This window comes from Ruminococcus sp. B05 (genome assembly GCF_003628495.1).
GTDB lineage: Bacteria > Bacillota > Clostridia > Lachnospirales > Lachnospiraceae > Schaedlerella > Schaedlerella hominis.
Window position 1 is genome coordinate 64,292 of record NZ_RBZR01000008.1, and the last position, 21,504, is coordinate 85,795.

At 37.4% G+C, this 21,504-nt stretch carries 21 protein-coding genes and 1 tRNA gene; 1 reads left to right on the forward strand and 21 read right to left on the reverse strand.

Going from position 1 to position 21,504, the window contains the following annotated elements; genetic code table 11:
* Positions 1–129: 129 nt before the first annotated feature.
* From D8Q48_RS07940 to argS, 16 genes are all read right to left on the reverse strand, one after another.
* Positions 130–1,281: a C40 family peptidase gene (locus tag D8Q48_RS07940; RefSeq protein WP_117989370.1), complete on the reverse strand. Its 1,152-nt coding sequence runs from the start codon at positions 1,279–1,281 to the stop codon at positions 130–132.
* A gap of 194 nt (positions 1,282–1,475) precedes the next feature.
* Positions 1,476–2,729, reverse strand: a complete 1,254-nt coding sequence (locus tag D8Q48_RS07945) for a S41 family peptidase (protein ID WP_117989371.1) — start codon at positions 2,727–2,729, stop codon at positions 1,476–1,478.
* Positions 2,730–2,744: 15 nt separating this feature from the next.
* Positions 2,745–3,917, reverse strand: coding sequence for a M23 family metallopeptidase (locus D8Q48_RS07950; RefSeq protein WP_117989445.1), 1,173 nt, complete (start codon positions 3,915–3,917; stop codon positions 2,745–2,747).
* A gap of 71 nt (positions 3,918–3,988) precedes the next feature.
* Entirely contained in the window at positions 3,989–4,942 is a 954-nt protein-coding gene (gene ftsX / locus D8Q48_RS07955; RefSeq protein WP_121056151.1) for a permease-like cell division protein FtsX, read from the reverse strand.
* Entirely contained in the window at positions 4,932–5,618 is a 687-nt protein-coding gene (gene ftsE, locus D8Q48_RS07960; protein ID WP_117989373.1) for a cell division ATP-binding protein FtsE, read from the reverse strand. The genes ftsX and ftsE overlap by 11 nt, the downstream gene beginning before the upstream one ends.
* Positions 5,619–5,663: 45 nt before the next feature.
* The gene (locus D8Q48_RS07965; protein WP_022075888.1) at positions 5,664–6,755 is read right to left on the reverse strand and encodes a helix-turn-helix domain-containing protein; all 1,092 of its coding nucleotides are present in this window, start codon (positions 6,753–6,755) and stop codon (positions 5,664–5,666) included.
* Between the two features lie 202 nt (positions 6,756–6,957).
* Positions 6,958–7,629 (reverse strand): WecB/TagA/CpsF family glycosyltransferase, encoded by a 672-nt coding sequence (locus D8Q48_RS07970; protein ID WP_117989374.1) that lies wholly within the window; start codon positions 7,627–7,629, stop codon positions 6,958–6,960.
* A gap of 178 nt (positions 7,630–7,807) precedes the next feature.
* On the reverse strand, positions 7,808–8,011 hold the full coding sequence (locus D8Q48_RS07975) for a small, acid-soluble spore protein, alpha/beta type (protein ID WP_022075886.1): 204 nt from the start codon (positions 8,009–8,011) through the stop codon (positions 7,808–7,810).
* A gap of 88 nt (positions 8,012–8,099) precedes the next feature.
* Entirely contained in the window at positions 8,100–8,294 is a 195-nt protein-coding gene (locus D8Q48_RS07980) for a PspC domain-containing protein (RefSeq protein WP_117989375.1), read from the reverse strand.
* A gap of 48 nt (positions 8,295–8,342) precedes the next feature.
* A complete protein-coding gene (locus D8Q48_RS07985; RefSeq protein ID WP_172696973.1) occupies positions 8,343–9,167 on the reverse strand; it encodes a DUF4097 family beta strand repeat-containing protein in 825 nt (274 codons plus the stop codon).
* The gene (locus tag D8Q48_RS07990) at positions 9,164–9,925 is read right to left on the reverse strand and encodes a DUF1700 domain-containing protein (protein ID WP_121056153.1); all 762 of its coding nucleotides are present in this window, start codon (positions 9,923–9,925) and stop codon (positions 9,164–9,166) included. Before D8Q48_RS07990 ends, D8Q48_RS07985 begins: the two co-directional genes overlap by 4 nt.
* Positions 9,922–10,245, reverse strand: coding sequence for a PadR family transcriptional regulator (locus D8Q48_RS07995; RefSeq protein ID WP_118737412.1), 324 nt, complete (start codon positions 10,243–10,245; stop codon positions 9,922–9,924). Before D8Q48_RS07995 ends, D8Q48_RS07990 begins: the two co-directional genes overlap by 4 nt.
* A gap of 379 nt (positions 10,246–10,624) precedes the next feature.
* Positions 10,625–12,667, reverse strand: a complete 2,043-nt coding sequence (htpG, locus tag D8Q48_RS08000) for a molecular chaperone HtpG (protein ID WP_118688377.1) — start codon at positions 12,665–12,667, stop codon at positions 10,625–10,627.
* Between the two features lie 202 nt (positions 12,668–12,869).
* A complete protein-coding gene (locus D8Q48_RS08005; RefSeq protein WP_121056155.1) occupies positions 12,870–13,814 on the reverse strand; it encodes a CPBP family intramembrane glutamic endopeptidase in 945 nt (314 codons plus the stop codon).
* Positions 13,807–14,997, reverse strand: a complete 1,191-nt coding sequence (locus D8Q48_RS08010; protein ID WP_121056157.1) for a DHHA1 domain-containing protein — start codon at positions 14,995–14,997, stop codon at positions 13,807–13,809. Before D8Q48_RS08010 ends, D8Q48_RS08005 begins: the two co-directional genes overlap by 8 nt.
* Before the next feature lie 98 nt (positions 14,998–15,095).
* Positions 15,096–16,862 carry an arginine--tRNA ligase gene (gene argS, locus D8Q48_RS08015; RefSeq protein ID WP_121056193.1) on the reverse strand — a complete coding sequence of 589 codons (1,767 nt, stop codon included), beginning with the start codon at positions 16,860–16,862 and terminating at the stop codon, positions 15,096–15,098.
* A gap of 102 nt (positions 16,863–16,964) precedes the next feature.
* On the opposite strand from argS, the gene D8Q48_RS08020 reads away from it, so the two are divergent.
* Positions 16,965–17,864 carry a deoxyribonuclease IV gene (locus tag D8Q48_RS08020; protein WP_121056159.1) on the forward strand — a complete coding sequence of 300 codons (900 nt, stop codon included), beginning with the start codon at positions 16,965–16,967 and terminating at the stop codon, positions 17,862–17,864.
* Between the two features lie 47 nt (positions 17,865–17,911).
* Here the strand turns inward: D8Q48_RS08020 and D8Q48_RS08025 are convergent.
* The 5 genes from D8Q48_RS08025 to D8Q48_RS08045 all read right to left on the reverse strand — a co-directional run bounded on the left by D8Q48_RS08025 (position 17,912) and on the right by D8Q48_RS08045 (position 21,438).
* A tRNA-Arg gene (locus D8Q48_RS08025) sits at positions 17,912–17,983 on the reverse strand.
* Between the two features lie 203 nt (positions 17,984–18,186).
* The gene (locus D8Q48_RS08030; protein WP_118724429.1) at positions 18,187–19,119 is read right to left on the reverse strand and encodes a DUF5688 family protein; all 933 of its coding nucleotides are present in this window, start codon (positions 19,117–19,119) and stop codon (positions 18,187–18,189) included.
* A 336-nt stretch (positions 19,120–19,455) separates the two neighbouring features.
* A complete protein-coding gene (gene efp, locus D8Q48_RS08035) occupies positions 19,456–20,013 on the reverse strand; it encodes an elongation factor P (protein WP_117989383.1) in 558 nt (185 codons plus the stop codon).
* A gap of 96 nt (positions 20,014–20,109) precedes the next feature.
* A complete protein-coding gene (locus D8Q48_RS08040) occupies positions 20,110–20,622 on the reverse strand; it encodes a YqeG family HAD IIIA-type phosphatase (protein WP_347562294.1) in 513 nt (170 codons plus the stop codon).
* Between the two features lie 126 nt (positions 20,623–20,748).
* Complete coding sequence (locus D8Q48_RS08045) at positions 20,749–21,438, reverse strand: peptidoglycan recognition family protein (RefSeq protein WP_243116254.1); 690 nt, start codon at positions 21,436–21,438, stop codon at positions 20,749–20,751.
* Positions 21,439–21,504 lie beyond the last annotated feature (66 nt).

Consider the following 21,504-nt stretch of genomic DNA (forward strand, 5'->3'; position numbering starts at 1 on the left):
CAAGGCTTTTTTCACTTATTACTATTAGCTGATTTTTCAAGAAAAAATCCCTTAAAACACTCTGCGTTTCAAGGGATTTCTTCTTATTTTTAATCTTTTATCATTCGTATTTTATATAATTGGTTATCTTTAGTAACGAACGTAAATCATACCACCCTGAACAGGTCCCACAATAACACCAACGCCTTCTGTTGCTGCATGGATCATCTGTCCTCCACCGATATAAATACCACAATGGTTTGCGTTAACGCAAACATCTCCTGGCTGTGGATCACTTACCTGTGTCCATCCAAGGAATGTATATGTAGTTCCGAGTCTTGTATAGCTGCCTGTCAAACAATAGCTTACGAATCCGGAACAGTCAAATGCTCCCGGCGAGCAAGCTCCCCATACATATGCGGCTCCAAGCTGGCTGTATGCACGGCTTACAACTGAACCTCCATCAACGGATGGTGCTGCCGGTGCTGGTGCTGGTGTTGGTACTGGTGTCGGTGTTGGAGCTGGTGCTGGTGTCGGTGTGACAGTTGTTGTTCCACCTGTATTTGTTGTTCCGCTATTGTTTGTAGTATTACTTGCAACGGTTGTGTTTGATGCTGCATTATTCTGTGCTGCTTTTTCTGCGGCTTTCTGCTCAGCTGCTGCCTTCTCTGCTGCTGCCTTCTCCAATGCAACTCTTGCTGCTTCCTGAATCATGCTGTCAAGGTTACTAATCTCTGCACTCTTGCTTTCAATTGTTGTATTCAGTTCTTCAGACTGTGCCTGATATTCACCTTCCAGATTCTGAAGCTTTGCCTGATCTTCTTCCAGACCACTCTTCAAGTCCGTTACCTGCTGTACTGTATTCTGATATTCTTGTAACTGTGCTCTGTCATATGAATGCACTTTCTGTACATATTCAGCCTGAGTCAAAACTTCCGCAATACTTCCTGATGAGAGGATGCGTTCCATTGCTGAACCATCGCCTTCTTCATACATGTATTTAATACGGAGCTTCAGATCTTCATACTGCTGCTGCTCTTTCTGCTGAGCTGCTTCCAGCTCCACCTCTGCCTGAGAAATCTGCTGACCTTTCTCAATCAACTGTGTCTCAAGATCATTCATCTTTGTCATCAATGAATTTAATTGCTCCTGCAAAGAACTTACTTCACTCTGTTTTTCAGCTTTCTCTGCTTCCAATGCAGACTGTTCTTCACTCTTTGGTGCTGCAAATACCGGAGTAGCTACCATTGAACAAGATAAAACAACTGCCAGTATTAAGCCCTGTACCTTCTTAAACTTCATCTTACCACCTATTCCTTATTTTATATTTTTATTACCCTTCAGAAATTATAATCCACTGTTCTCCGAGCTGTTTTCGGTAAACGTTTCAATTTCGGGAAATTTTTTCAATTTCTTTATCATACGTTAATAAGTATAATACATCAGTGGCGATTATGCAATAGTTTTTAACATTTTCGTAACATTTGTTTTGTTACTTATTTATCACTCTGCATTTTTTGCCCAACTACTTCCATTGCTTTGTCCAACTGATTATCAGCCGTTGGATCATTTTCGTCCGCCTTATATTCAACTTCTACATCCGGAGTTACGCCTTTCTTATTAATACTGCGTCCCTTCGGTGTAAAATACTCTGCAATTGTAATTTTCATAGCTGTTCCATCGCCAAGATCAAGAATCTGTTGAACAACTCCTTTTCCGTATGTTGTAACTCCGACAATATCCCCAATTTCATAATCCTGTATTGCTCCTGAAAATATCTCAGATGCACTTGCACTATATTGATTTACAAGCACAGCCAATGGTTTTGTAAATTCGTGGCTTCCGTCAGATTTATACTCTTCTACATTTCCCGCTCTGTCTTTCACAGATACGATTGTGCCTTTCGGAAGAAGCAATTTTAACATATCTGTTACCGTATCCAGATTTCCTCCCGGATTACTTCTCAGATCAATGATCAAGCCTTCCATCCCCTGGCTTTCCAAATCGTTCAAGGCAGTCTCAAACTGTGAAAGTGTTACTTCGTCAAATTCACTGACCGCAATATAACCGACCTGATTCTCTTTCATTTCATATACAACTGTCGGGGTTTCAAGTTGTTTTCTTGTTGCCTTAAGCTCCAGTTGTTGTCCGTCACGTACAACATGAAGTGTTACATCTGTACCCTCTTTTCCTCGGATCCAGCTCACCACCTCATCAAGGGACTGGTCGGATATCGCATGATCATCTACTTGGTAAATTACATCCCCTTCTTTTAATCCGGCCTCTTCTGCTGGTGAATCTTTATATACTTTAGAAATCACAACTTCATTACTGGTTGTATTCTGCAACAAAGCTGCTCCAATCCCCGTATACGTTCCACTTACGCTTTCCTGTAGAGCATCCGTTTCTTCTTCATTGTAATACACTGTATATTTATCACCCAATGCATTTACATATCCAGCATAAATTCCCTGTTCCAACGCATCTTGATCAACTTCATCTTCATACAAATAATATTTATCAATAATTGCCTGTATTATCTGAAGTTTATTTTCTACCTGTTTTTTTTCTGATGAGGAAAATATATGTATGCCTGATACAATTGCCGTACAAAAAATTCCAACTCCCACAGCTAAACATAACGTAACTGCTGCTCCGCAAAGAACCCCTTTCCAGAATTTTTTCTTTTCTCGCTTTTGTTCTTGTTCAATCTTCTCTTCTAGTTCTGTTTTTTCCTCTAATGGATTCATTATTCATATACCTCTTTACAGATAATTCTGTGGATTTACTGCTGAACCATTTAATTCCACCTGGAAATGTAAATGAGCTCCAAACGAATTACCTGTGTTTCCTACATATCCAATCTGTTGTCCTGCTGACACTGTCTGTCCTGCTGATACGCATAATGCAGAGTGATGCATATATTTTGTAACAAGACCGTTACCATGATTAATAACAACCCAGTTTCCTGCACTATTACTCCATCCTGCAATCACTACGGTTCCCGATGCTGCTGCATATGTCGGTGTTCCCTCACTTGCCGCAAGGTCAAGTCCCTTGTGAAAAGCTCCATCAAAATCACGATAACCAAAAGTACTTGACACATATGCACCTGGACACGGATTTACAAATTGCCCATTTCCCACTACTGTATTACTTGAACTTGGCGGAACATAAGTACTTCCACCACTATTTGAATTACTATTTGTACTCTGAGCCGGTTTTTGTGCAGCTGCTGCGGCTGCTGCTGCGGCTGCCGCAGCTTCTTCCTGTTTTCTCTTTTCTTCTTCTGCCTGAGCAATTAATGCTTTCAACGTAGAAGCATTCTCTCCAATCTGCTGTTCCAGGTCCGCAAGCTCCACATTTGTATTATCAAGCATTATCTGGACTTCTTCTTGCTTACTGATCAACTCATTCTGCAATACTTCCAATTCTGAATATTCTGTCTGTAATGCTGCTTCTTTTTCTTCAACATCTTTTACGATTGCCTGAAACTGGTTTAGCATATCCCTGTCATAATTTGAAATTTGTGAAATGTATTCCGCTTTATTTAAAAAATCGCCGATACTCTCACTTTCAATCAAAATTTCAATTAACTGCGTATTACCATTCTCATACATGAATTTAATACGTTTTTTCATGCTATCATACTGATTATTTTCGTCAACCTTGGCATTTACCAATTCTGCCTCCGCTGTCTCAATTTCTGACTGTTTAGCCGTCAGTTTTTCCTGTGCTTTTTCCATATCCTCTACAATTCCAGACAGTTGTTCCGTAAGAGAATTTTTTTCTGCCTCTGTAGAGTTTTTTTGTGACTGTAGCTGATCTGCTTTCTTCTGTGCTTCTTCAATGGTTGTCGCTTGAACATTCACAGTCATCCCCATACTCATAGTCAACGCCACAGCTCCACTTATTATGCGCTTTGTTTTTCTTTTCATATTTTCACCCATATTATTAGTGTACGATACCTATGGCATCGTACACCTTCATAAACTCTATGTAACTTTTATCAAACTTTCAAATGCTTACGCACTGTGAAATAACTTCCGATAAATCCAATTCCTACTCCTAAAAGTAATCCGATTGGTAATAAGTAACGATATACTGTTGTTACCGGAAGGAATTCAATAATATTATTTAAAATTGCAAATTTTGCTAGAATATATGAAACTGCTTTTCCATACAGTACGTATAATATTCCTAATGGAATAACAGCTCCGATAATTCCCATGATAAGACCTTCAATTACAAATGGAGAACGAACTACGAAGTCCTTTGCTCCGATATATTTCATAATTGCAATCTCTTCTTTACGAACTGTAATACCCATTGAAACTGTATTGCTGATCAGGAAAATAGAAACTCCAAATAAAATCAGGATAATCGCAATAGATATATATGCTACCAACACATTCACACTGGAAAGTGTATTCGCAACAACATCTGACTTATTTACCTTACGAACTCCATCCAGACCTTTTGCAAAGTCAACCAACTCTTTCTGTGTTGCCGCAAGTGATTTACTTTTTGCAATTAAATCTTGTCCTTTCTCATCTACTGTTTTCATATATACTTCATAGTTATCTGAACCTGCAAGCGGGTTATCACTTTTAAATCCATCTGCCAGTTCCTTGTTATCTGCGAAGTATTCATCTTTAAACTTGTCCCATGCATCGTCTGCCGATACATATTTCACTTCGAGAACATCATCCCTGCTCTCAAGCTGTTTACCAATATTACTAATCTGGTCCTCTGTTGCATCTTCGTTAAAGAAAACCGTGATTGCTACACCTTCTTCAGCTGTCTTAATAATATACTGAAAGTTCAGCAAAATTGATGCAAATAATCCGAAAAGGAAGATACATGCCGACATTGTTGCAATAGCGGCAATTGAAAACATCTTGTTTCTTCCGATATTCTTCACACCTTGTTTTCCAACATATCCTAATGTACTAATCCTCATCTATATACCCACCTTTTTGTTCATCACTTACGATCACACCTTGTTTCATTGTGATAACTCGTTCGTTCATCTCGTTTACGATTTCCTGGTTATGTGTAACAACAAGTACTGTTGTTCCACGCTCGTTAGCCTCTTTCAGCAAACTCATAATCTCCCATGAGTTTGTCGGATCCAGGTTACCAGTCGGCTCGTCTGCTAACAAAATTGCAGGTTCATTTACAAGCGCTCTTGCAATCGCAACTCTCTGCTGTTCTCCACCTGACAGTTCTTTTGGATAGGACTTATATTTCTGTGCGAGGCCTACCAGTGATAATGCAGCCGGTACTTTTCTCTTGATCACTCGTGTCGGTGTCTCAGTAACTCGCAATGCAAAGGCAATATTCTCGTAGATATTACGATCCTTTAACAAACGGAAATCCTGAAAGACAACTCCAAGTCCTCTTCTGTATTTTGCAATGTTACGATGTTTCATACGATTCAGATTCTGTCCGTTAACAATAATTGTACCGTTGGTTGGATCAAGTTCTTTCATGATCAGACGAATCAGTGTTGATTTTCCTGAACCGCTGTCTCCTACAATGAAAACGAACTCGCCACGTTCAATCTTAACAGATACACCGTTAAGAGCTGCATTTCCCTTCGTGTACTCTTTCGTTACATTCTTTAATTCAATCATATGCTCCTCCTAATTATTTCTACTCCTTTGTATTCCCCAATACATTTAATACTCTAATGTTTCCATATATTTCATATACTTCACTACCATCAGCGCAATCTTAAATGTGATTGCATCTTCAAAGACACGCAAATCCAGACCGGTACTTTTCTGAAGCTTGTCTAGGCGATATACCAATGTATTTCTATGGATATACAATTGTCGAGATGTCTCTGACACATTCAGGCTGTTCTCAAAAAACTTATTGATCGTAGCCAATGTTTCTTCGTCAAATTCATCCGGTGATTTCCCCTCAAAAATTTCTTTGATAAACATCTTGCAAAGCGGAAGTGGTAACTGATAGATCAAACGACCGATTCCAAGTGTACTATATGCAACAATATCCTTCTCATCAAAGAATATTTTACCGACATCCAATGCCATCTTAGCCTCTTTGTAAGACTTAGATACTTCTTTGATGTCATTGACAACAGTACCATATGCAATATGGATATGTTCATCTCCCGTATCCTCTTTCAGAATACTCAACATATCTTTTGCCATCTTATCCATCTCTTTACTTCCATCTTTTTCAGACAGTTCTTTCACAACAATAATATTCTTTTCATCTACAGCTGTGATGAAGTCTCTTGATTTTCCTCCTAAAAGACTTCTGACATTATCCAATGCTGCACTGTCTTTTTCTCTCGATGTTTCAATAATAAAGATAACACGTTTTGCATCTGTGTCAATATGTAATTTTTTGGCGCGGTTATAAATATCCACCAATAACAGGTTATCCAGGAGCAGATTTTTTATAAAATTATCCTTGTCAAAACGCTCTTTGTAAGCAATTAATAAATTCTGAATTTGGAAGGCGGCAATCTTTCCAACCATGTATACATCTTCATTCTCCCCATCTGCAAGAAGAATGTATTCTAACTGCTGCTCGTCAAATATCTTGAAAAATTGGCATCCTTGAATTTCCTGGCTGTCTGCCGGTGATTCCCCGAACGACAGCACCACATCTTCATAGTTATGTCCGTTGTCTGATGTAGTAGCTAAAACTTTGCCCTCCACATCAAACACACAAAAATCAATTCTGGAAATTCCTTTTAATCCTTCAATTGTATTCAGAAGTATTTGATTTGTTATCATCCTTTTTTCCTCCACTGGCTCATTCAAATTCATGTGCAGTTTTCACAAACTTTTTTCTAATCATTCACACCCTGTAAGTCTATATATTTTATATACTAATGCAAAACTGCAAAAAAATAAAGACAAAATCCTTATTTTTTATGCATTTCCTCGTATTTATTTACAATTTTTTACTTTTTTCAACCTATACAGAGTTCACAAATCAGCCTTTCTGTGTTTTTCCTACTTGATAGCGAAATAATCTTTTCAGAATAAAATATTTGAATTTCCCACTTGCCTTTTCCTCTTTTTTTTGTTGGTTCAACAAGAAAGAGCATCCAAACCATACTCTTGCATTTAAAAGTGCTTTACTCTCTGCAATAAATTTTTCCTGCCATGGATAAGATAATCCGGATAATATGCAGTCCGGCTCCACACCATTGATCATATTAATCACTGCTTCTTTACTTCCGCTTTGAGCCGAGATCACTGCTTCTCCAACAAATTGTATCCCTTTTCGGTAAGTCTCGATTCGTTCTTTTAATAATCTGCCTGCTTTCTCATCTTCTGTAAGTAAAAAAACTTTCTTTTTATTTTTCACTAAATATCTAAAAAACAATCTGACGAATGTGTTGTTCTCCAAATCCTGTATTGCATTCTGATCCGTCACCTCTGCGCTTTCTAAAATTTCACGCTCTGACGGAAGTAATAAATCGACAGACTGTAATGATTGTTTCCATTCAGCATCATCTTGTCCTTTTAACAATACTTCCATTGGAATAAGTTCAATTGTACTGACACTTTCCCCTCCCATATACCGCATTACTTGCCTCATTGCCTTTTTTGCAGTCAGCAGGTTCAGTTCAATGTCAAAAACATTTATTTTTTCTTCCATTTTTCCACCTATTTTTTCAAGTCAAACGCATGTGATTCCTCACAAAACGATTATCTCAGTCGTACAATTGTACCAAAAACACTTCCCGATTTCAACTATTTTTATCAATTTTATCTCTTCAACGCAATATATTCATAGTTTTTTCATTTGATTTTCTTCAACTTTTCACATTTTCTTTTTACTTTTTATTTTCGTTCTTTTGCTTTTCTTCCCTTCTTCGTTTCGTGATCAAGCCACCAATTCTGCCTGTTTCTTTAGATGACAATGATTTCCATCCTGATTCCATTACTTTGTCTAGAAGACCTAATTCCTCAGCAATTTCATATTTCAGTTTTTCATCTTCTTCTAAGCATTTTAGATCTATCGTTTCTTTTTTCATCATGGATACCCCTTTCTTTTTTTCAGAGTATACCCATAAATGCAAAAAGACATTCTATATGAATGCCTTTTCTCATGATTCTATATTCTTTCTAGAAAGCAGACGGCTCATCTGGAATGATCACAGCTGCAATAAAATACGCTAATATGCCTGTTCCGAAACTGCATGCAGCCAGAAGCACCATTCCTAATCGAACCAATGTTGGGTCAATATTAAAGTATTCTCCTACGCCTCCGCATACACCACATAACATTCTGCTTTCTTTTGATCGATATAATTTTTTCATGATATTTTCTCCTCTTCATATTCATATTATATTCTTATAAATAACTTGCTACTTTTGAAATTCCACCTGAACCTGACCGATTCCACATTTTATATATAATTCTTTTTTTGCTCCATCACGAGAAATCTCTGCACCTGAACCAATCCCATCATATGACCTGTCTCCTACAGTAACTTCCCCCAGAGAACTTTCCACTTGGTACTTATATTCGTCCTCTCTTCCTTTTGCCTGATAAATGATACTTCCGACTCCACATTCAACTTCTGTAAATTCTGCCTCTCCTGCAATCTGCATTTCTCCTGCTCCACACTGAAATTCTGCACAATTTGAAACAAATTGTTCTATCTTTGCCTGACCGGCTCCTACTTCTACCTTTAATTCTTCAACTTGTATCTGACTGATATATAAGCTTCCGGCTCCCACCGAAATATCTGCTTCTTGTAATGAACGAGATGGAACTTTGATTTTTATCGTTGCCTTTGTATTATCTGACAATAATTTCTTAATTTTTTTCGAATCTTCCAATTCTATCTCTAACGAAGACTCGTCTGCTGTATAAGAGATTTCATTCAAAACATTGTCCGGAATATCAACTGTTTCTACTGTCAAATATCTTCCATCATACTCATCAATCTGTACATTTACCTGCGATACATCTACGTCCAACTCTTTTATTCCATAAAATGTCTGTTGTTCTTCCCCTTGCACTTCTAAATCATTTTCCGCTTCAAAGGTTATATAATCCAAATCCCTATCTTTTACAATACTTCTAAAAAATGAACCACCTAATATCACACCGATAATACAGCAAATCACTCCAATTGCAGCAAGGCTGCCACAAATTGCCCAGAATATCTTCCACTGCTTTTTCATACACTGCCCACCGCCTTTCCTCGATAAAATGGCCATCTGCAAATATTAACAAAAATCCGAAATATTGCAGGATACATAACTATACACAGTCTTACAGTTGCAGCTGTCGCCACCAACCCAATAGCCAACAAAATCAATCCGACTCCAATCATTATAATCGCCGATGGGAATCCAACTGCTGCCACAATTCCAAGTACAGCCACTGTGATTCCGGCTATTCCAATCCCCACTGATGCAACCACCAGGCCTGCAAAGACTGCATATGCTGCTATCACAAGTCCCAACACAGCAGCTACAATTCCTATTCCAACCGGAATCACAACCGGCGCACCAACCAGGATAATTGCAATGATCAAGATGATTTTTAACGTCTTGCTCGTCCATGGTTTCTGCCCTTGTCCCATGTTATCATAAGAACTATGATAATCCTGCTCTCCAAAAGCTTCATTATATGAATAGGTATCCCCTTCTTTTGTCCGCGAACTTCTCGCGGCAGGTGTTGCTTTTTCCTCAAATCGTTCATCCTGAAATCCAGATTCTGTAAATTCACCATTCTTTTCGCTTCCTGGTTCCAGATTCAGACATATAGTTGAGGCAACCTTCTGCGGAGTACCTAATTCCTCTATTACCTGCTGCTCATTCTCAGCTCCTGCATCATCAAAATAATCTTCATAATATTGCAGTGCTTCTACTCTTTCTTCTTCTGATATTCCTATGAGCAACTGCCTTAATTCTTCCATAAATTGTTTGCGGTTCATACTCCCACACCCCCTTCAAATATATCCTGTATCTTGCTAGAATAGTTCTTCCATTCAATTTTATATAAATTAAGCTGTGCCATCCCTTTTTCCGTTACTTTATAATAACGTCGGTTTCTTCCGTCATAACTCTTATCGTATACTTCCAGACATTCATCTTTCTGCAGTCTCCTGAGCACCGGATATAAAGTAGATTCCGATACATCAATTGCTTTACGTACATCCTGTGTAATCTTATAACCATAAGTACCCTCAGTTTCTCTTGACACAACAGCAAGAACAATCGCGTCCAATAAGGCAGCACCTGTGTTAAATACCATTCCATCACCTCATTTATGTATCATATTATTCTATTTGTAATATTATTTCTTTTCCAATATTATATGTCATATAATATTGTTTGTCAACTAGGTTTGTTAATAAGAAAACTCTTCCTATTCAAGAATGCCTCTGCATTCTTGCTGCGAGATGCGCGTCATGCAATGCATGACATACTTCTTCTGCGCATCTCTGCAATCCTGCCGGAGGCTATATCAGATGAGGGATTGACTCCCACCACTGATACTGATTTGTTACTCGCCACCTACAGAGGTGGGAGTCATCTCACATCTGATATATAAAAAGAGAGCAACCTCCACCAAGAATATTCTTAACAGAAATTGCTCTCTTCTATATACAGGATGTCCCTGTCACTTCATTTTATTTTGTCAAAAGCATCATAATCTCATTGCTTCTCTGTACAAATGCTGTCATCTCTTCCGGATTTAATGGCTTATGAGCCAGCATTGCCAGGTCATAGAGCTGTTTACAAATAATTGATACATTTTTGCTTCTCTTATGCTCTACAACAAATTTAACCAATGGATGATTTGCATTTAAAATCAGTGTTGCCTGTGTTCCAAACATACTTGGATCCATGCCACTCATTCCATACATCTTCATCATCTCTGCCATACGTCTGGATTCTTCTGACAGTACAGCCATCGATGCCACATTATCATCTTTGAGTTTTTCTACCTTAACATCCAGCTTATCATTTCCAAGCTCTTTACGGAAAATCTCTACGATACTATCCGATGTCTTCTGGAACTCTTCTTTCTCGTCTTCAGATACTTCATCTTTCAAAGACTCATGTACATCGGCATCAATTCTCATAAATTTCACATCTTCATGTTTCTGCTCCAGATAAGTAATGAATGCAGAATCAATATTATGTGTCAGCAGAATCGCATCCTGTCCCTGTTCTTTAAACATGTTGATATACTGGCTCTGCTGTTGTTCGTCTGTTACATAATAAACAGTAGTTTTTTCTTTTTCAGTCTGTTCAGAATTCTCTGCTGCGTCAGTTCCTTCTGTTGTCTCATTCTTTGTCTCTTCAGTTTCAGCATCTTCTTTTTTATTTGCCTTAATGCAATCTTCCAAAGTCAGATATTTGTGTTCCAAGTCTTTGTAAAGAATGGAATCTTTTACTTTACTACCGAATTTTTCATCTTTTAAGCATCCAAACTTGATGAATGGGCTGATATCATCCCAGTATTTCTCATAATTTTCTCTGTCAGTCTTGAACATTCCGTTCAGCTTATCTGCAACCTTCTTAGAAATGTAATCTGCGACTTTATTTACAAATCCGTCATTCTGCAGTGCACTACGAGATACGTTCAATGGTAAATCAGGACAATCAATCACACCCTTCAATACCATTAAGAATTCAGGAATCACTTCTTTAATATTGTCTGCGATAAAGACCTGATTGTTATACAATTTGATCTTTCCTTCAATTGAGTCATACTCTGTATTAATCTTAGGGAAATACAAAATTCCTTTTAAGTTAAATGGATAATCCATATTCAAATGAATCCAGAATAATGGTTCTTTGTAATCCATAAATACTTTTCTATAAAAATCAATGTAATCTTCTTTTGTACATTCGCTTGGATTCTTTGTCCACAATGGGTGAATATCACTGATTGAAACAGGACGTTTTACAATTTTTGCTTTCTGTTTTGCTTCGCCCTCTTCCCCTTCTTTCGGCTCTTCTGTGATATGCTCAACTACTTCATCTGTGTCCAGAACATCCGCCTCATCGATTGTCTCGTACTCCGGTTCTGCATTCGCTTTGCTTAAGAAAATTTCTACCGGCATAAATGAACAGTATTTCTCCAACACTTCTCTTACACGATATTCATTTGCAAATTCAAGACAATCTTCATTCAAAAACAGTGTGATCTCTGTTCCGACTTCCTGCTTATTTCCATCCTGCATCTCGTACTCTGTACCGCCTTCGCTTACCCAGTGTACAGCAGTTGCATCATTCTGATAAGAAAGTGTATCGATATGTACCTCATCTGCAACCATGAATGCTGAATAGAATCCCAGACCAAAATGTCCGATCATCTCATCTTCTGTTGTTTTATCCTTATATTTCTCAAGGAATTGTGTAGCACCGGAAAATGCAATCTGTGTAATATATTTTTCAACTTCCTCAGCTGTCATACCAAGACCATTGTCAATAAATTTTAATGTTTTCTCTTCTGGATTTACAATCACTTGAATTTTTGCTTTATAATTATCTGGAAGTTCATATTCTCCCATCATATCAAGCTTTTTTAATTTTGTGATTGCATCGCATCCGTTCGACACAAGCTCACGCACAAAGATATCGTGATCTGAATATACCCATTTCTTTATAATCGGGAAAATATTTTCGCTGTCAATTGATAAACTACCTTTCTTCATTGTCATAGTAAACACTCCTCTTTTATAAATCATTTTACTGTTAATCTGAAGTTAATTGGATGATACCATCTGCAATTCTTCTGTAAGCAGTATCATTTTTACCATCTAAAGAGTATTCTAATACGAGAATGACCAAAAGTCAACAACTTTTTAGCACTCGATTCAAACGAGTGCTAACATTTTCTATATTCAATTAATTCACACTATATTAACGGAACATATCCAGATTCGGTTTCTGGGAATCGTCTGATTTATCAGACGGTTGTTCCGGTTTAAGACCTGTATCCATTCTCTGGATCATTGTGAACATCACTGCTGCCACAAATGTACATATAACAACGGTAACGCCAAGTATCTCCGGGCTTTTTGCAAAACCATTAAAGATTCCCGTGTTCGTTCCTATTACTGCCGTCAAATTGGCAATCATATGTGTAAACACCGGTGCTTTAAATGAACCATATTTATCATAAACATACGCTAAAACCAATCCCAACACAAGTGCATTTACCATCTGTATTGCATTGCTGTGCATAAACGAGAACAAAATGGCGGAAAACATTGCCGCCCTCAAAAATGGAGTTTTTGTCCGCATTCTTTTATAAATAATCCCACGGAATAACAATTCCTCCATAATTGGCACCAGAATACTCAATCCGACAATCTGAAGCCAAAATTTCGAATTATAAAATATTGCCGACGTATTTTGAAAACTACTATTTCCTGACACTAATTGCACCATATAAGATAAACAACTCACGCCAATATTATATGCAACTGCAAACACTAACAAAAATATATATTTAGACCAGGTTGCTTTCTCTGGCATCTGTGCATTTTCTTCTTTTTCTCGTTTACGATCTTTAAAATAGAAAACAGAGCAGGCAAAAATGGAACAGATTGCTTTTACACACTGTATCTCAAGTGCATATTTTAATTCTAACTTCATGGCAAGTAATGAACACTGTTGCATTGCCATTGTCATAGCATCTGCACTCCCTGTATCAATTCCACTTATCACCTTCGCAAATTCATCTACATTTTCTATTACCAGTACACACGCTGTCCCGATACTAACACAGATTCCTACAATCCAGTAAACAAGCAGTGGGCCAAATACGTACCAAAACGGATTTTTTATCGGCTTATTATTCATTTCTCAAAGCCTCTCCTTTCTCTTGTATCCACCCTCTCAAGCTCTCTTCATCTCCAAATAGTGAACCTTGCACCATCTCTGGTTTTCCGCCGCCTCTTCCTCGAAACTGCGAATTCAGTTCTTTTACCAATAATCTCATATCCAATGTTTTGCTTCCAATCACATAGCGATATGACAACATTCCTTCTTCTGATGTTTCCGGCTGTCTGTTAAACACAGCACAAATATCATGTTGTTTTTCTAATACCTGATTCATTAAAAATCGTGGTCCTTCCCCATCCAGACCTTCTTCGAATAAACAGACTATCTTCTGAGTCGGATCTACTTCTTTCACTTTATACTCCAACAACATTTTTTTCTGTCTGTCCAACTCTTGTTTTAATGCGTTATTTTCTTCTTTTAAACGTTCCACTGCCTCGGCCGTTTCATTCTCTTTTGCACAGAGACTTGCAGATATCTGCCTTGTTGCTGATAATTTTTTCCTATAATCGCAAAGTGCCCGAAAACCACAGAGCATCGTAATTCTCACGCCGCCTTTATAACGCTGTGCATTTGTCAGTTTAATCTGTCCGATCTCTCCTGTTGTTTTTACATGTGGTGCACAACATGCACATACATCATATCCTGGTATCGTCACAATCCTAATCTGCCCTTCAATTTCAATTTTACTTCGATAAGCAATATTTTCTAATTCTTCTTTTGATGGATATGTAACCTGTACTTCCAGATTTTTTACAACTGCTTCATTCGCTTTCCACTCAATTTCCGCCAGTTCCTCTTTTGAAATTTCCCCATCAAAATCCATCGTACAGGAATCATCTCCCAAATGAAATCCTACATTGTTATATCCAAATCTTGCATGCACAAGCCCGGATATAATATGTTCTCCTGTATGTTGCTGCATCTTTTCAAAACGTTCCTGCCAGTCAATTTTTCCTTCCACAACATCTCCCGCTTCAAACGGATGCGAAGTATAATGCCACACATCGCCTTGCTCTTCCTGAACATCATGCACTTCATATTCATTCAAAGTTCCATGGTCAGCATATTGTCCTCCGCCTTCCGGGAAAAATGCCGTGCGATCCAAACGGATTTTATAATTTTCTCCATCCTTGCAACACTCTTGTACAATTGCCTGAAACATCTGCATATGACTGTCTTTGTAAAATAATTTTTCCGTCATTCTTTTCTCCATTTCACAACAGCCCTTCCCATATATAGGAAAGGGCTGTTATTTGTTGTTTATAGAATTCGTTTATACAAACATTTTCTTCTTATTGTTTACATTCTTTCCGGTGCTTCAAAGCCTAATAAATCAATACATGTCTCCAGCACATCTTTTGTAAGCTTTAACAATGCGATATAGCCGGCTTTCTTCTGAGCATCTTCTTCTGCCAAAATCTTTGTCTCATGATAAAATTTATTAAATGCGTTTGCCACATCATAAATATATGCACAAATTTTATGTGGTGCGATTTCTGCATAAACATTGTTAATCATTTCATTGAATTTTGCAATCTCAAGCATCAAAGCTTTTTCAGACTCATTTGTTGCTTCCTGAAGTTTCAAATCCTCAATGATACCGCCATCCTGCTGATATTTACCAAGAATTGATTTAATACGTACAATCGTATACAAAATGTACGGACCAGTATTTCCCTCAAATGAAGTAAATCTATCCACATCAAACACATAGTCTTTAGAGGCCTGATTTGAGAGATCGCCATACTTGATTGCAGCAAGTCCTACTGTTTTTGCTGTATTTCTTGCCTCTTCTTCCTCAACAGTACGATTATCCATAATCTTCTTATACATCTCTTCATCAATCTCACGGATCAGATTCTCCAGACGCATAACTCCGCCTTCTCTTGTCTTAAATGGTTTTCCGTCTTTTCCATTCATTGTACCGAATCCAAGGAATTTCAGCCCCGTTTCCGGACGCACAATACCACATTTTTTAGCACAACGGAATACCTGGACAAAATGTAATTCCTGACGCTTATCTACGACATAAATCACTTCATCCGGTTTGTATAATTCTTCACGCTCTACCAATGTTGCGAGATCTGTTGTATCATAAAGAGCTGCTCCGTCTGATTTTAAGATCATGCATGGTGGAATTTCTTTTTTATCTCCTTCTTCCTGAACATCAACGACCAATGCACCTTCATCTACATGTGCAAACCCTTTTTCTTTGAGCATCTCTACCATACCCGGAATATATTTCTGTGCGTCTGCCTCACCTTTCCAAAGGTCAAATTCAACATTCAGATTCTTATAATTCTTTTTCAAATCTGTAACTGATACGTTCATGATATGCTTCCAGATCGCACGATATCCTTTGTGTCCGTTCTGAAGCAGATAAGTAGCCTGTAATGCCTTCTCACGATACTCTTCGTGTTCTTTTGCATAACCGCTTGCAGTTGGATAAATTTCCTCCAGCTCTCCGATGGTAAATGGTGCCTCTTTTGGATATTCTCCCTCAAAGTTTTCATCGAAATATGGAAGATCCGGCTGACGTTTCTCCAACTCTGTAATGATCAGACCCATCTGGTATCCCCAATCTCCAAGATGAATATCGCCTGTTACATCATTTCCTTTAAAACGCATAATACGTTTTACACTCTCTCCGATGATTGCTGAACGCAAATGTCCTACGTGCAATGGTTTTGCTACGTTTGGTCCGCCGTAATCAATTAAGATTGTCTTCGGATTAGCTTCTTTTTCCACACCAAGTGTGTCATCTCCTGCCATCTCATTTAAAAATGCTGTCACGAAAGATGATTTTAATTTCAGGTTGATGAATCCAGGATTCACTGCATCTACCTGAGCAAAACATTCACTGTCCTGTAAATTTGCAACGATATCATTCGCAATCATAATTGGTGCTTTCTTATATGTCTTAGCAGCTGCCATTGCTCCGTTGCACTGATACTCACACAGATCCGGACGATTTGATACTGTTACTTTTGCAAACTTCGCATCATATCCCGCTGCTGTAAATGCCTGTTCCATTTCTTTTGTAATTAATTCAGATAAGGTATTCACTATATTTTCACTCCGTTCCATTTTATACTACTTCCATTTAGCTATTCTATCATTTATAATGAGTTCTATCAAGAAATTTATCAAATCATTTTGGAGGAAATTATGCTAAAAATCGGATCACACGTAGGAATGAAAGGAAAAGAAATGTTGCTTGGCTCAGCAAAAGAAGCTGTTTCCTACGGCGCCAATACATTTATGTTCTATACAGGAGCCCCACAAAACACTCGCAGAAAAGATATAAGTGAGTTAAATATTGACGCAGCATGGGAGTACATGGCGTCCCACAATATAGAAGAAATCATTGTTCATGCACCTTATATTATCAATCTGGGGAATGCCGTCAAGCCAGAAACTTTTGAACTTGCAACAGAATTTCTTGCGAAAGAAATTGAACGCACCATTGCCTGCCGAAGTCACACCTTGATTCTGCATCCCGGTTCTCATGTTGGTGAAGGTGTTGATATCGGAACTGCCCAGATTATAAAAGGCTTAAATGAAGTACTCACACACGACACTGACTGCTATATTGCACTGGAAACAATGGCCGGAAAAGGCTCTGAGATAGGACGTTCTTTCGAAGAACTCGCCCGTATCTATGACGGTGTTATATGTAACGAAAAACTTCGCGTTTGTTTTGATACCTGCCATATTAGCGATGCCGGTTATGATATTATCCATCACTTTGATGATGTCATCGATAAATTTGATCAAATATTGGGGAAGGAACAGATTGCTGTTTTTCACATTAACGACAGCAAAAATATACCTGGAGCTGCAAAGGATCGTCACGCTAATATTGGTTTTGGAGAGATTGGTTTTGATGCGCTGAATTATATTGTCCATCATAAAGATTTTGAAAATATCCCTAAAATCTTAGAAACTCCATATGTTCCAGATTTAGGAAATGCGAAAAAGTCCTATCCGCCATACAAATACGAAATTGAAATGTTAAGAAACAATACTTTTAATCCGAATCTGCTTGATTTGATTCGAGAAATTTAAAGCAAAAAAAGAAAAGATGCCGTAAAATTATACGGCATCTTTTTACTCGCGTCTGGGCGGATTCGAACCGCCGCTCCTGCCTCCGGAGGGCAGCGCTCTATCCCCTGAGCTACAAACGCAAATTCTTATTCTTAGATTATTCCAAGAACACAAGCATTACTTTAACATACTTTTTTCTAAAAGTAAAGAGGATTTGGATACTGCCTGTCCGGAAGACAGGCAGTATCGTTGCTGTTCACAGGTACTGTGAACGGTAACGCAGTATCCTCCTTGGCTTTAATCCATTTAACTCACTTTCTGTAAACAATTTTAATGAAAATATTTATATTTCACTCAAACACTTTCCCATCATCAATGTATGTGTGTTCTTTTCATAATAGTATGCATGATCACTCAAAACTTCCTCTTCTTGAACCTGAGTTTCATTGACTTCATTAATCATTTCATTTAAATCTTTTAAATCAGGGCTTTTCGATTTTGGAATCAAAATCACTTCATGGATACTGCTTGGCAGCAGATAGAAATCTTCACCGATAATTCGCGATGCCATTTCCAGAATATTTGGATAAGCAAGTACTGCAGCTCCAAATTGGTGAATTGAATTTGTCAGAATATACATAAACTCTTTATTCTCAGGTGGAAATTTTGCTTTCAACAAATCTTTTTCTTCCCCCTTTGATATGTCGCAAAGCTTTTCTATCACATGTTGCATACACATCAGTCTTGCAGGGATCAAACATTTTACATTAAGCTTTGCATCCTTATATAATTGTTCCACATTTACATTCCAGTTTTCGATATGTTCATTTCGAATCTGAATGGTTGCACTCCCCTTCTCATCTACATCAACTAAAATGTAAAAAACAATACTAAGATCCAGCAATGGAATATGTGGAACCTCTTTTAACATCTGCTGATTCTTTTCTGTATTCACCAGCTTAAATGCAATTTTCTTCTTTACATTCTCATACAACGATAATTGTGATACATCGTAGTCTTCTTCTACTTTTACTTTTTCATAAAATTCCAGAATCTCATTTACAATTCTATCAATTGACATTCCTTTTTGATATTGTTCAAAAAATTCTTCCAAATAGATTGCCGGTGCGATATTATATTCGTCACTTTCCAGTATCATCCCTGTTTTTTCCATTCCATTATTTTTTACAACAGAATACTTCGACGCCTTCATTCCTCCTTCCAATTTTAAATTCAGTTTTTCTTCCACCATACATACAAACTTTTTGTATTCCATATATGCTCCTTTCTTTTTCGGTGGTTCATCTTTAAATTCAACTGAGAAATCCGCACGATTCGTGCATGAAATATTAGCGATTTGCTAATTGATTTGAAATATATTATGTAGGAAGATTATATCGAATCGCTCACTAAAAAGCAACTGTTTTTTTCAAAAAGAAACAAATTTCTCGCAATCATTTTCGTAAAAACTTCAAAGCTGTTCATATAACACAAAAGATCCCTTAGTTTTTTGCCGTACGTACATCACAGAAAAGAAGCGCTGTAGAATCTCTATCTACACCGCTTCTCATAAAAGCAGACCCTCTGTCTGCCCACTTTATTCTTTTACCGATTATACTCGTGACAAGTATTCTCCTGTACGTGTGTCAATCTTCAAAACATCTCCCTGCTCTACGAACAATGGAACCATAACAGTAGCTCCTGTTTCAACGATTGCTGGTTTTGTAGCACCCTGTGCTGTATCACCCTTAAATCCTGGCTCTGTCTCTGTAATTGCAAGCTCTACAAACAATGGTGGCTCTACTGAGAATACATTACCATTGTGTGAACATACTTTTACAGTCTCGTTCTCTTTTACAAACTTCAATGCATCCCCTACAACATCTGAGTTCAATGCAATCTGATCGTATGTCTCAACATCCATAAAGTTGTAAAGATCTCCATCCTGATATAAGTACTGCATATCTTTTCTGTCGATATGAGCTTTTGGGAATTTTTCAGTTGGTCTGAAAGTTTTTTCAACTACTCCACCACTGATGATATTTTTTAATTTTGTTCTAACAAATGCTGCACCCTTTCCAGGTTTTACATGCTGGAACTCCAAAATCTGATAAATGTTTCCATCGATTTCGACTGTTACACCATTCTTAAAATCTCCTGCTGAAATCATTTGTAATCCTCCTTAAAATTGCGCACAAATACGCCTAACTTCTAAACTAAATATAATTCTATAATAATTTTATATTTTTTTCAACCTTTTTTTATATTAAGAGCTCTTCTTTTGCTCTTTCTTGTAAAAAAACAACACAATTCTCTCTAAATATCGCTTCAAAACAATCTGGATTTCCTCTTTTGGATGGATTGGTTTTACAAGAATATTACGGATACCGGCACGTTTCGCACCCCACACATCTGTAAAAAGCTGATCTCCGACAAAAAGCGTATTTTCTTTGTCCGTCCCCATCTTCTCCATTGCTTTTACATAATTTTTTGTTGATGGTTTATGTGCATTATAAATATAATTTGTCTGAATATCCTGATTAAACATCTTCACTCTCGGTTCTTGATTATTTGACAACAGACAAGACTGAAAGCCTATCTTTTCAAGCCTTGCAAATAATTTTTTTGCTCTTTCATCAGCCGGTGCCCCATGTGGGACTAATGTATTGTCAATATCAAAAATCACTCCTCGGTATCCTTCTTCAAATAATTTTTCAAATGAAATCACATATGTTGAAGCCATATATTCGTCTGGGAAAAATTTATTAAACATCTTTATCAATCTCCACTTATTTTGTACGCTATGCTCCGTGTATTATAGCAAGTTTCTAACCACCTTGCAACACAAACAACTTGTTTTTAGTCGTTATTTTGTTACTGTTCACAGTACGTGTGACCAGCGACGTTATTTTTGCTTGTCTTTTTGTAATGCTGCTTCCACATCTTCTTTAAATGTCTGCCACGCATCTTCATGTTCTACAAAATATTTTGGACATATTTTCCCTGTAACATCATAATGTCGGATCACATTTTCCTGTGTAAGTCCATATTTTTCACATAAAAAGGCGGTCAACTGTACTACTGATTTATATGTCTCGTCATTAAATTTCCCGGTTTCATCCGGATGACAGCATTCTATTGATACCGTATCATGATTTCTCTCATTTGAGGCATATGCAATTTCCCAAGTCGGCACACATTGTATGATTTCTCCCTCAAGCCCTACTACAAAATGACTGCTGACAGATGTTTCATGACTGTCTTTTAATCCATTGAAATAGTTTCGATTTTGCTGTGCCGTGCTCCCAGGATTCGCTGTATAATGAATTACAATTCCTGTGATTGAATCTGATTCAATTCCCGGTCTGGAATATTCATTGATATCTAAAAGCTGTACGTCAATATCTGGTTGAGATGCATCCACATCCAAATGTCCCTGTCGTTCCCTCCCATATCTTCTTTGCATTATTCCTATTCCAAGAATTACTATAAGTAAAATCACCCCGATGATCATCAGTTTTTTCGTTCTGTTTCTTCTAGATTTTCTATGATATTTTTTTATTGACTGATTTGATTTTCTTTTTTTCTTCTGCATGTACTTATCATAACACATTTTATGAATTTTTCCTACAAATGAAAAAGGTCAGTATGAATTTAAAAA

Coding starts and splice junctions, on each gene's coding strand:
- D8Q48_RS07990 (WP_121056153.1), bottom strand. CDS start 9,925: ATGAACCGCAAACAATTTATGGAAGAATTAAGGCAGTTGCTCATAGGA.
- D8Q48_RS07975 (WP_022075886.1), bottom strand. CDS start 8,011: ATGATGAAAAAAGAAACGATAGATCTAAAATGCTTAGAAGAAGATGAA.
- D8Q48_RS07970 (WP_117989374.1), bottom strand. CDS start 7,629: ATGGAAGAAAAAATAAATGTTTTTGACATTGAACTGAACCTGCTGACT.
- D8Q48_RS07950 (WP_117989445.1), bottom strand. CDS start 3,917: ATGAAAAGAAAAACAAAGCGCATAATAAGTGGAGCTGTGGCGTTGACT.
- D8Q48_RS08010 (WP_121056157.1), bottom strand. CDS start 14,997: ATGACGGAAAAATTATTTTACAAAGACAGTCATATGCAGATGTTTCAG.
- ftsE (WP_117989373.1), bottom strand. CDS start 5,618: ATGATTGAATTAAAGAATGTAACGAAAGAGTACACGAAGGGAAATGCA.
- D8Q48_RS07980 (WP_117989375.1), bottom strand. CDS start 8,294: ATGAAAAAATTATATCGATCAAAAGAAAGCAGAATGTTATGTGGTGTA.
- D8Q48_RS07940 (WP_117989370.1), bottom strand. CDS start 1,281: ATGAAGTTTAAGAAGGTACAGGGCTTAATACTGGCAGTTGTTTTATCT.
- D8Q48_RS07945 (WP_117989371.1), bottom strand. CDS start 2,729: ATGAATCCATTAGAGGAAAAAACAGAACTAGAAGAGAAGATTGAACAA.
- D8Q48_RS08045 (WP_243116254.1), bottom strand. CDS start 21,438: ATGCAGAAGAAAAAAAGAAAATCAAATCAGTCAATAAAAAAATATCAT.
- D8Q48_RS08005 (WP_121056155.1), bottom strand. CDS start 13,814: ATGAATAATAAGCCGATAAAAAATCCGTTTTGGTACGTATTTGGCCCA.
- D8Q48_RS07995 (WP_118737412.1), bottom strand. CDS start 10,245: ATGGTATTTAACACAGGTGCTGCCTTATTGGACGCGATTGTTCTTGCT.
- D8Q48_RS08030 (WP_118724429.1), bottom strand. CDS start 19,119: ATGGAATACAAAAAGTTTGTATGTATGGTGGAAGAAAAACTGAATTTA.
- ftsX (WP_121056151.1), bottom strand. CDS start 4,942: ATGAGGATTAGTACATTAGGATATGTTGGAAAACAAGGTGTGAAGAAT.
- D8Q48_RS07985 (WP_172696973.1), bottom strand. CDS start 9,167: ATGAAAAAGCAGTGGAAGATATTCTGGGCAATTTGTGGCAGCCTTGCT.
- htpG (WP_118688377.1), bottom strand. CDS start 12,667: ATGACAATGAAGAAAGGTAGTTTATCAATTGACAGCGAAAATATTTTC.
- D8Q48_RS07965 (WP_022075888.1), bottom strand. CDS start 6,755: ATGATAACAAATCAAATACTTCTGAATACAATTGAAGGATTAAAAGGA.
- D8Q48_RS08020 (WP_121056159.1), top strand. CDS start 16,965: ATGCTAAAAATCGGATCACACGTAGGAATGAAAGGAAAAGAAATGTTG.
- efp (WP_117989383.1), bottom strand. CDS start 20,013: ATGATTTCAGCAGGAGATTTTAAGAATGGTGTAACAGTCGAAATCGAT.